We start from the raw sequence: 10440 nt of genomic DNA, 5'->3' as shown, positions 1-10440 counted from the left end.
GGCTTTTGACTACCGAATTCGGTAGTCAAAAGCCAATGATCATGGGGAGGTTGTGGGGAGTAGGACCAGCTTGCCGGTCGTCCGGCGAGCTTGGAGGTCTTCGTGGGCGCGCCGCGCCTCGGTCAACGGGTACTGGCCGCCCACCCGGACGTCGAGCCGGCCATCGACCACCCAGCCGAGCAGGTCGCGGGCCCGCTCCAGCAGCTCGGTGTGGTCCCTCGCGTAATGCGCCAGCGTGGGCCGGGTCAGGAACAGCGACCCGTTGGCGTTGAGACGCTGCGGGTCGACCGGCGGTACCGGCCCGCTGGCCGCTCCGAACAGCGCCATCGTCCCGCGAATCCGCAGGGCCTGAAGCCCTTGCTCGAACGTTGCCTGCCCGACACCGTCGTAGACACAGGCCACCCCGGCGCCGCCGGTCAACTCGCGGGCACGGTCGACGAACGTCTCATACGACGTGATCTCGTCGGCGCCCGCACCGCGGGCCAGCTCAGCCTTCTCCGGCGTGGACACCGTGGCCAACACCCGGCCACCACGCATCTTGACCATCTGGGTGAGCAGCAGGCCGACACCACCGGCCCCGGCGTGAACCACCACCCAGTCGCCCTCACGGACGGGGTACAACGACGTGCACAGGTAATGCGCCGTCATACCCTGCAACAGCAGCGCGGCGGCCAGTTCGTCCGGTACGTCGTCGGGAACCGGCACCAACTGGCCGACCGGCACGACCGCTTGCTCGGCATACGAACCAATGGCGTCCTTCCAGGCGACGCGGTCGCCGACCGCGACGTCACGCACCTCGGCGCCGAGCGCCCGCACCGTACCCGCACCCTCGATGCCCAGCACGAAAGGTGTGGACATCGGGTAGATGCCGCTGCGCTGATATGTGTCTATGTAGTTGACACCGGCGGTGCCGACGTCGACCAGCACCTCACCCGGTCCGGGCTCCGGTGGTTCGACGTCGACGACTTCGAGGACCTCGGGCCCACCCGCCTGCTGTACCTGAACCGCGCGCATTCCATCACCTCGACGCACATGCTACGCCGCGCGTCTTTCACCGGTAGTGATCACCCTTCCGCCTTCGGCGCCGATCCGGCAACGTGGCGTCATGCGAGAGTTCAGATTCGGGTTCAACGTCTCCGGGCTGCGAACCAGCAAAGACCTGGCCGAGATGTGTCGCTCGGCCGACACGCTCGGCTATCACGTCGTCCTGAGCATCGACCACCTCACCAGTGGCTCACCGTTCACGCCGTTGGCCATCGCCGCCGAGGCATCCGAACGGCTCCGGATCGGCACGCTGACGATCAACAACGAGTTCTGGAACCCCGCCATGCTGGCCCGCGAGGCGGTGACCTTGGACCATCTCAGTGGCGGCCGGTTCGAGCTGGGCCTTGGCGCCGGCCACATGAAATGGGAGTTCGACGCTGCCGACGTGCCCTGGCGACCATTCGCCGAACGGGTCGACCGGCTCGGCGAGACCATCCACGAGCTGTACCGGTTGTTCTCCGACGGCGTGCCGACACCCGAGTCCGCCGAGCGGGTGCGGCGGATCTTCGACCGGCCCAAACTGGAACCTATCCAGCGGCACGGATCTGGCGGGTCGGGGCCGCCCCTCCTGATCGGCGGAACCGGAGATCGGGTCCTCACTCTCGCCGCCGAGCACGCGGACATCGCCGGCATCGGAGGGATGTATCAGGTCAAAGGTGAACCACCCGGTACCTTCCAGCTGACCACCGCGGCCAAAGCGGAGGAGCGGGTGGCGTTCGTCCGCGACCTCGCCGGACCACGCGCCGAGTCGATCGAGTTCAACGTCCTGGTGCAGGCGGTTGTTGTCACCACCGACCGCCGGAGGGACGCCGAGACGCTGGTGGCCGAACGTGCGCCGTACCTCAGCGTGGACGAGGTGCTGGAAACGCCCTTCGTGCTGATCGGCACCCCGAAACAGATGGCTGATCAGCTACGCGAGAACCGGGAACGGTTCGGTTTCTCTTACATCACCGTCCACGAGCCCTACATGAAGGATTTCGGCCAGGTGATCCAGGAACTTGCCTGACCTACCCGACACGGGTCAGGCCATGACGCGGCGCATGCCGTCGAGCCACTGCCAGGCGCCGTCCCAGGACGCGTCGACGTGGTCGGTCCGGACGTGGCCGTGGATGGGATCGTAGTCGTCGACGTGAGCCAGCCAGCCGCCGTCGACTCGACGGATGGTGCCGCGCGGCCAGATGGGAGTGGAAGGTCCTGCCGGGGAGTTCGCCGACGACAATTCCGTGTACATGAATGCCCCTACGTGCCACTGGTTGGTCCGATGTCTGACTGGATAGACCACGATGTGGCACGAATCTCATCGCCGCCTCCCGTAGCTTGTCTGGTCAACCAGTGGATGTCAATCGAATATGACGTGTTCGCGCAGGTCAATCTGATAATAGGGGCACCGGATGGCCCACCTGGCGGCCAAGCGTCGACGCCCGGCCGAGGGACGCGGCACCGTAGCGGTCGCGGACGTGGTCCACGGCGGCGTCGAGCCCATCGGTGTCACGCTGGCACAAAGGGAGCGCGAGCTGGACCGCGCGGGTGTCGTCGAGATTGCTCAGCGAGATGCCGATCAAGGTCAATCCGCGCTGTTCGATCAGTGGGGTGACCTGGCGCAGAAGCCCACGAGCGGCGGCGAGGATCACCTGGGTGTCGGCGGTGGCCTCGGCGAGGGTGTGTGATCGGGTGGCGCGGGTGAAGTCACCGAAGCGCAGCCGCAGGACGACGGTGTGCCCGACCCGCTGGCCGGCCCGCAACCGGCGGGCAACCCGGTCGACCAACGCAGCCAGGATCCCGCCGAGCTCATCGAGCGAGCGCTGCCGCCGCCCCAGCGCCGACTGCGACCCGATGGAGCGCCGGCGCCGCCCCACCTCGACCGGCCGTGGATCAAGCCCGTGTGCCAAGGCGTGCAGGTGGCGACCGGCCGCCGGGCCAAGCATGGCGACGAGTGTGCCGCGACGCAGCACGGCGATATCGCCGACGGTGACAATACCCTTGGCTCGCAGCGTGCCCGAGGTGACCGGCCCTACGCCCCACAAACGCTCCACCGGCAGCGGGTGCAGGAACTCGGCCTCACCGTCGGGAGGGACCACCAGCAGGCCATCCGGCTTCGCGACCGCGCTGGCGACCTTGGCGAGGAACTTGGTGCGGGCCAGACCCACCGTGATCGGCAGGCCGACTCGCTCCCACACCTGGTGGCGCAACCGCCGGGCGATCTCCACGGGTGGCCCATCGATGCGCCACAACCCGCCGACGTCGAGGAATGCCTCATCGATTGACAGACCTTCGACGACGGGAGTGGTGTCGTGGAACACCTCGAACACGGCCCGGCTCGCTTCGGAGTAGGCCGACATCCGCGGCTGGACGACCACCGCCTGCGGACACAGCCGCCGGGCCTGACGTCCGTTCATTGCCGTCCGCACGCCGTAGGCCTTGGCTTCGTAGCTAGCAGCCAGCACCACACCGCCGCCAACGATGACCGGCCGGCCCCTCAGGCCTGGCTGATCCCGCTGCTCGACCGACGCGTAGAAGGCGTCGAGGTCAGCGTGCAGAATACTGACGGGCGTCACGTACACATGTTCTCATTCACGGCACTGTGCTGGCAATTCTTGAGGCGCCAGCCTGCTGGCTCAGAATTGCGGATACACCGCGTTCCAGGCGCCCTATCCGCAATTCTGAGCCAGCACGTTCATGCCCGCGACCCCACCCGCCGCGGCCGAACACCGAAAGCCATATGAACGACGACGACGTCGCTGATCAACGACGTCGTCCCACCGGATGATCAGATGCACGACGCACTCCTGAAAGCGGTTGTCGTGCACCTGATCGCCAACCGTCCACACCGTGAGATGCGATCAGATGCATACCACCACACCCCGACATTGGCGGTCGTCACAACAATGCATCTGATCGTCGCCACAAAGGTGATCAGGTGACAAAGCGGAGATCAGGTGCACACACTGGGTGGGGCGCTTGTTGGTGCGGGCGCAGGCTCTAACTCGGCAGCGGACCGGAGTCCCGCCCGAGAAACGCCAGCAGACGAGACGTCGGGTCGGCCGAGGCCGACACCACCACGGGAGCCGCGAACCGTCCCAGCCGATCCTCGTCGGACACCAGCAGTGGACACATGTCCAGCAAGGCCTCAGCCAACGACACCGGCAAGACCCGCTGCCGCCCACACGCGCGTCCCACATCCCACCCGTGGACCGCCACCTCCAGCGCGCCGACACCCGCCACCATCAGGCTGGACACTTGGTGCTGTCCGACGGACACCGTCGCCGGTCGCCCCATGCTCGCCCACGCACCGAACAGCTCACAGGCGTTGCGCTTCACCCCAGCCACCAAGACCGCCGCGCTCTGGCCAGCCGGTTCGGCCAGCCGGGGACCGATCCAACCTAATCCCGCGGCCTCGCCGAGGGTGACCAGGGAGTCGTGCATGTGCGACAACAACGCCCGCAGATCCCATTCGACGCAGGGCGACGGCCAAGCCAGAGACTCGTCGGTGACCAGCTCCAGACTGCCGAGGGTATAACTCATAGTGCGATCGAGCAGGCTGAGGCTGTCCGCGAACACGTCTACGGCATCGTGATCAAACACGCTGATCTCGCCGTCAGCGAGTTGGCTTGGCCGGCCCCGAGTACACCATGGGTAGCCCGAAGAGCGGGAACAGCCGAGTATCGAAGAACGCCCCGACGTGGCGTAGCCGTAGCCCCTCGAACGTCAGCACCTGCACGTGGAAGGCGCGGTGCACGCCGTCGCTGCCGCGCATGTAGAGCCCGTACGCGGGCTGCCCGTTGGCGGCCGCCGGAACCATGAGTTGATCGCCGGGGCCACTGGCCGGACACTTGTCCGCGATGCCACGGGCGATGTTCTCCGCGCCGTGGAACCAGGTCAGGAACGGTGGCATCTCCCAGACCGCCTCCGCGGTGAAGAGGTCCACCAGCGCCTTGATGTCGTAGGTCTCGAAGGCGGCCACGTAGCGGTCGAGTTGGTCGTGTTGTTCGGCGGTGAGGGCCGGCGTGGACGGTGCCCCGTCGGCGTCGGGGGCCACCTGACTGAGTTGAGTGCGAGCCCGCTGGAGCAGGCTGTTGACCGCGGCCGTCGACAGGTCGAGTGTCTCGGCGACTTCGGCCGCACGGAATCGGAGCACGTCGCGCAGGATCAGTACGGCTCGCTGCCGGGGCGGGAGGTGCTGCAACGCCGCGATGAACGCCAGCTTGATGCTCTCCCGCGAGGTGACCACCGCGGCCGGGTCGGCGTCGTCGGCACCAACAAGCGCGTCGGGCACCGGCTCCAGCCACGGCACCTCGGCCCGTTCGACGAGAGCCCCGTCCGGCTCGCTTGGTCCGCCCAGGCCGGTGGGCATCGGCCGGCGACCGCGGCCTTCGAGGGCGGTCAGGCAGGCGGTGGTGGCGATGCGGTACAGCCAGGTCCGCAACGACGAGCGGCCCTCGAAGCGGTCGTAAGCACGCCACGCCCGCAAGTACGTCTCTTGGACGAGATCTTCGGCATCGTGGACCGATCCCAGCATCCGGTAGCAGTGCGCGAGCAACTCACGCCGGTACGGGTCGGCCAGGCTGGTGAAGTCCTCACCGACAGGTTTCTCGACGACCACGGTCATGACCATACTGCTCCCATCACCTATTAGCACAGACCTCACCGCCGCGGATGAGGACCGTCCACTCTTACTCGTATAGACCGCGGCCGGCGCTGAAACTCATCGGTTCGGGGCAGCGGCGCCTGCGTCGGCGGCCCGGCCGCGCCACGACACCTGGGAGAATGCCTCGCGTGGCCCGCGACCGAGGAGGAGTTCCGAACCGGTTGCTCTTCACTTTGACGCTGGGTACGGTCCTCAACCCGCTCAACTCGTCCATGATCGCGATCGCGCTGGTCAGCGTGCAGCGCGAGTTCGAGGTCAGCATCGCCACCTCCACCTGGGCCGCGTCGGGCTTCTACCTCGCGGCCGCCGTCGGTCAACCACTCATGGGCCGGTTGGCCGACCGGCTGGGCGCCCGACGGCTGTTCATCGCCGGGCTGGTGCTCATGGGCGTAACCTCCGCGCTGGCCCCCTTGGCGCCGACCTTCGGCTGGCTGCTGGCCGCGCGGGTGGCCCAGGCGGTGGCGACGTCGGCGGCATTCCCGTGTGCCCACATCCTGATCCGGGCGGCGGCTACCGGCCCGGCCCGCACTCCGCCGGCGAGTGCGCTGGCCACGCTCAGTGTGGCCAGCTCGGCCAGCGCCGCGCTCGGCCCGGTGCTCGGCGGCCTCCTGGTAGCGGTGGCGGGTTGGGAAGCGGTGTTCTTGGTCAACGTGCCGATCACCCTGGTCGGCATCGTTCTGGCGGCCCGAATCCTGCCGCGGGTCGCCACCAACGCCGGGCCCCGGCTCGGCGTACGCGAACTCGACCTGCCGGGCATCGCCTTGACGACGATCGCGCTCAGCACGCTCATCGTTCTGGTGTTGTCGCTGGCCGAGGAGCCGCACTGGTGGTTGCTGCCAGTGGTCGCGGCGGCGTTCGCCCTTCTGATCTGGCGGGAGTTCGCGGTCGACGAACCGTTTATGGACATCCGCGGCCTGGTGACCAACCGGGCGTTGGGGGTGGTGCTCGTCCAGCAGGGCGGGATCAACCTGGTGTTCTACTGTGTCTTCTTCGGGTTGCCGATGTGGCTGGAACACGTGCGGGGTTTCGGTCCGGAGGCCGTCGGCCTACTCGTGCTGCCGATGACGGTGCTGAGCATTGTTGTGATCCCGTTGACCGTCCGGGCCATCCGCCGGCACGGGCCGGCCCGCACCTTGGTGCTCGGGGTCGGCCTGCTGTTCCTGGCCACGCTGGCCGTACAAGTGTTGGGTGACACCACGCCGGTACTCGTGTTGCTCGGGATCGCTGTCCTCTTGGGTATCCCCAACGGGGTGAACCACCTCGGCCTGCAGACGATGCTCTATGCGGCGGCTCCCCCGGACCGGGCCGGGGCGGTGGCCGGGCTGTTCCAGACGTTCCGTTACCTCGGTGCTATCTCGGCCACCAGCGTCTTGGGGGTGATTCTGGAGCGGGATCTGTCCAGCCGGGGAATGCACCACGTCGGATTCGTGATGACGGGTGTCGCGGCCGTTCTACTCGTCCTCACGGTCGCGATCACCTTCCGCCCCCGCCCCCTCCGATGATCATTGGCTTTTGACTACCGGATCCGGTAGTCAAAAGCCAATGATCATCGGAGGGGGACGGGGGGAGGGGTGGGTGGGGTTAGTCGATCACGATCCTGGCTTGCCGGTAGTTCCGGCCAGGACCGTCCGGACGGTAGTAGTTCTGCGTGTTGCCGGCCACGTCGACGGCGAACCACTTGATGGTCGTCGTCTCGGTGATGGTGATCGGCTCCTGCTCCTGGCGAGGCCCGGAGAACTCGATCCGCGGGGAGTCGAACGTCGGACGGCTGCCGTCGAGTGTGTAGTACACATCCGCCGGCTCACTCAGATCGAACGTGAGGTCGACCGACCCGCTGTACCGGCCGGCACCAGGCTCCAACGTCGACCGCGGTGGGATGCGATCTCGGCTGTACATGTCGGCCACCTCGAGAATGCCGAGCCAGCCGTGCGAGAACTCCATCGCTTGCTCATGGCCTTCCTCGTACGGCGGAGTGAAGCCGACGCTGACCCATTGGCTACCGTTCCACAGCGGCGAACCGGCCTCGAAGCTCCACGCGAAGATGTCGCTCTCGTAGAAGTGGTCGTCACCGGAGTTTCCGGCCGCCGAGTACAACACGTCGCTGATCGGTCCAACCCGGCTGGACCACACGGACGTGCCGCGATGTTCCTTGACCCGGTTGAGGATCACGTCGGATGCCTCGTAGAAGTAGGACTCGATGCCATAGCTGGGCCGCTCCAACCCGTCCCGGCTGGGCAGCTGGTACGCGCCCGGCGACCACATGAAGTAACCGCCGTGGGTGTGGGTGTTCATCGCGAACCGGATATTCGGGTTCTCTTCCACCAGCCAGATCTCGTTCTTCGCCTCTGGCTCGGACAATGGTTCCGGACCGGCGAAGACATCGCTCGTGCACACCGACGACGCCCCGCTGAATCCTTGGTCGATGGTCCCGACCCGGAAGTTGCGGTTGAGATCGACGCCCCACGAGTTGCGGGCCAGCGGATCGACCGGACCGCCTGCTGGGCAGTGGTTGGTCATGCTGCGCCGCTGGAGCGCGAAATCGTGGATGGAGTAATGCGCACCGTCTGGGTTCACCGACGGGATGATGAAGATGTCGAGGTTGTCGACCAGTCTCCGAATGGTCGGATTGGACTGGTAGTTCCGCAGCAGCCGCTCGGTGGTCTCCAAGGCGACCAGCGGCGTCACCCATTCCCTGGCGTGTTCTTGCGAGTAGAGGAACACACCCACCTTCGAGCCGTCGCGATGTTTGCCGATCCGGATCGCCTTCGGGGTGAACGGGTCCCGGGAGACGTAGTCCGGAGCGGAGAGGAAATCGCTGAGCTCGGTGGTGCCGGGGTCGCCGTAGCATCGATCGGGCACACAGGGGTGCACGACGCCGTCGCCGGCGTTGCCACGGAAGGTGTACGCCTCGACCAGGTGACCAGCAGCGGCGTTCAGTTCGGCCACGACGTCGGCCGCCGTGCTGGTGAGCTTCCCGGCGGAGTTGGTGGCCAGACTGACTCGGATGTCATTCCCGGCGACCGTAACGGTGAGTGGCTGATCGGCGGCGCCCGGGTCGGCCATTTCGACCGTGATGTCGTTGCCGCCCTCGTGCCCCCAAGCCAGGGAGTCGACGACGACGCGATGCGGGTTGATGTTCGGACGGAACAGTGTGCCGCTGGCCGGCAGACCGTCCTTGATCGTGGCGCCGTCGTCCATGGAGATCATCGCCGACGGGATGGTGATGTCGGGAGCGTTACCCGTCATCGCGAACGGGGCGCCGGGCACATTGTTGGCGACGACGGCCGCGGCCGCACCCGCCGCTTGAGCGTTGCGGACCTTATCGACGAACGGGCATGTGCCGCGGTCGATCAGGGCGATGTCTCCGGGCTCGAAGTCCTGCAACGGCCCGCACCCTTCGGTTGGGTTGCCGCTGCCATCGCTGACCAGCACCACGTCGCCACCAACCCCGTCCAGCGAGGTGACGCCACCGAAATCGGAGGCGGCAGCCGCGTATTCACCCGCGGCGGCCGACGGCGCGTCGATGACGAACGAGGGGGGTGGTGGCTGGAACACGGCCTGGGCTTTGCGCCGATAGCCGTTGGTCTCATGGGGTAGTTCGATGATCTCGGCCAGATCGGGGAACTCGGCCGCCAACGACTCGATCTTCTCGGTCGCTTCGGTGGCGTCCACGTAGTGATCGATGAACCCGGTGGCGAGGTTGCCCCAGTCCTTGGGCGCGCCCGGACCACCCGGATATTCACCGTCGAGGAACTCGGTGAAGTCGGCCTCGACCTCACCGATCACCTCACCGGCGAGGGTGCTGGTCACCCGCATCCGTGATGGCACGGTGCTTTCGGGCCGCGGCACGTTGATGCGGTGGAACATGTAATGCCCGGCGTCGACGTTGCGCGACAGGTTGAACGTGGCGCCGTCACCGATGTCGGTTCCGGGTCCAGCGTCGAGGCTGACGGTCAGGATGACGCTGGCCGAACCGGAACCGGCGGCCGACCACACCTCTACCTCGATGAACGTCTCACCGTGGTTCTCGAACCACACGGCGCGCTGGACTCGGAGGTCGTCGCCTTGCTGCAGGGCTTGCGCCTCTGCTGCCTCGATGTCCTCGATCGCGGCGTCGCGTTGTTCCTGAAGGGCGACGAAGTCGTCCTCGGTGAGCAGCGGTTCTCCGACATCGAAGCCGAGCGTGGTGAGCCAGCGCTGCTCCGATGGGGTGATGATGGCCTCGACCCGTAGGCCGCCGCCGAGGTGATCAACGGTTTCGCCGAGGTCGACGCCGGTCTCGACCAGCTCGTCGAGTTCGGCTCGGTCGCCGACCATGATGGACACGATCTCGGGGTGTTCTAACTCGTCGGGTGGGGTGAATTCGGGCGCCGGTTCCGTGCTCGGCTCGGTGGCCGATCCTGGAACGGCGAGGGTGGCCATGAGCAACGTAGCGGGTAGGAGTACTGCTGTGAGGACGCCGGCGGTCCGGCGAGACAGGGACAGGCGAGCCATGCTCCCCTCCTGATGACATGGGCCTGGCCCCGAGGATCGCCCGCGGCTGGACCCGGTCGACATAACATGTCAGGCCTCCCCCGCGGGGCCTCCCACACTGTACTGGCCAGCACAAATACTGACAAGCCTCCCAAACTCCCCCATAGGTCGCAGTGGAACCGGTGATGCCCGGCGGCGCCGCGGCCCTAGCCAACCCCGCCGGGTTCCGGAACCAGCGCCCCGTTCTGGGGCCATAACACCGACCCGACCTGGGGACG

General features: G+C 66.9%; 8 protein-coding genes. 2 read left to right on the top strand and 6 right to left on the bottom strand.

Translation table 11 applies throughout. The features are described from left to right. Positions 1-39 precede the first annotated feature (39 nt). Positions 40-1014, bottom strand: a complete 975-nt coding sequence (locus tag G8760_RS15660) for a quinone oxidoreductase family protein (RefSeq protein WP_166352729.1) — start codon at positions 1012-1014, stop codon at positions 40-42. A gap of 91 nt (positions 1015-1105) precedes the next feature. Here G8760_RS15660 and G8760_RS15655 point away from each other — a divergent pair, with 91 nt between their 5' ends. Continuing rightward, positions 1106-2050 carry a TIGR03621 family F420-dependent LLM class oxidoreductase gene (locus tag G8760_RS15655; RefSeq protein WP_166352727.1) on the top strand — a complete coding sequence of 315 codons (945 nt, stop codon included), beginning with the start codon at positions 1106-1108 and terminating at the stop codon, positions 2048-2050. A gap of 15 nt (positions 2051-2065) precedes the next feature. Here the strand turns inward: G8760_RS15655 and G8760_RS15650 are convergent, their stop codons facing one another. The 4 genes from G8760_RS15650 to G8760_RS15635 form a co-directional block, all read right to left on the bottom strand. Next, positions 2066-2275: a hypothetical protein gene (locus tag G8760_RS15650; RefSeq protein ID WP_166352725.1), complete on the bottom strand. Its 210-nt coding sequence runs from the start codon at positions 2273-2275 to the stop codon at positions 2066-2068. A 136-nt stretch (positions 2276-2411) separates the two neighbouring features. Continuing rightward, positions 2412-3605, bottom strand: coding sequence for a DNA polymerase IV (dinB, locus tag G8760_RS15645; protein ID WP_166352723.1), 1194 nt, complete (start codon positions 3603-3605; stop codon positions 2412-2414). Between the two features lie 418 nt (positions 3606-4023). After that, a complete protein-coding gene (locus G8760_RS15640; RefSeq protein WP_166352721.1) occupies positions 4024-4626 on the bottom strand; it encodes a TIGR03086 family metal-binding protein in 603 nt (200 codons plus the stop codon). 13 nt (positions 4627-4639) lie between these two features. Next, a complete protein-coding gene (locus tag G8760_RS15635; RefSeq protein ID WP_166352719.1) occupies positions 4640-5650 on the bottom strand; it encodes a sigma-70 family RNA polymerase sigma factor in 1011 nt (336 codons plus the stop codon). Between the two features lie 167 nt (positions 5651-5817). Here G8760_RS15635 and G8760_RS15630 point away from each other — a divergent pair, with 167 nt between their 5' ends. Beyond that, positions 5818-7191, top strand: coding sequence for an MFS transporter (locus tag G8760_RS15630; protein WP_166352717.1), 1374 nt, complete (start codon positions 5818-5820; stop codon positions 7189-7191). 79 nt (positions 7192-7270) lie between these two features. Here the strand turns inward: G8760_RS15630 and G8760_RS15625 are convergent, their stop codons facing one another. Then, the gene (locus G8760_RS15625) at positions 7271-10183 is read right to left on the bottom strand and encodes a M14 family zinc carboxypeptidase (protein ID WP_166352715.1); all 2913 of its coding nucleotides are present in this window, start codon (positions 10181-10183) and stop codon (positions 7271-7273) included. Positions 10184-10440 lie beyond the last annotated feature (257 nt).

It is taken from the genome of Phytoactinopolyspora limicola (assembly GCF_011320225.1).
Lineage (GTDB): Bacteria > Actinomycetota > Actinomycetes > Jiangellales > Jiangellaceae > Phytoactinopolyspora > Phytoactinopolyspora limicola.
This window is presented reverse-complemented; position numbering and strand designations above follow the sequence as displayed.

What these genes read in the sequence shown, in the direction of transcription:
- G8760_RS15660 (WP_166352729.1), bottom strand. Translation starts at nt 1,014, where the DNA reads ATGCGCGCGGTTCAGGTACAGCAGGCGGGTGGGCCCGAGGTCCTCGAA.
- G8760_RS15655 (WP_166352727.1), top strand. Translation starts at nt 1,106, where the DNA reads ATGCGAGAGTTCAGATTCGGGTTCAACGTCTCCGGGCTGCGAACCAGC.
- G8760_RS15650 (WP_166352725.1), bottom strand. Translation starts at nt 2,275, where the DNA reads ATGTACACGGAATTGTCGTCGGCGAACTCCCCGGCAGGACCTTCCACT.
- G8760_RS15635 (WP_166352719.1), bottom strand. Translation starts at nt 5,650, where the DNA reads ATGACCGTGGTCGTCGAGAAACCTGTCGGTGAGGACTTCACCAGCCTG.
- G8760_RS15625 (WP_166352715.1), bottom strand. Translation starts at nt 10,183, where the DNA reads ATGGCTCGCCTGTCCCTGTCTCGCCGGACCGCCGGCGTCCTCACAGCA.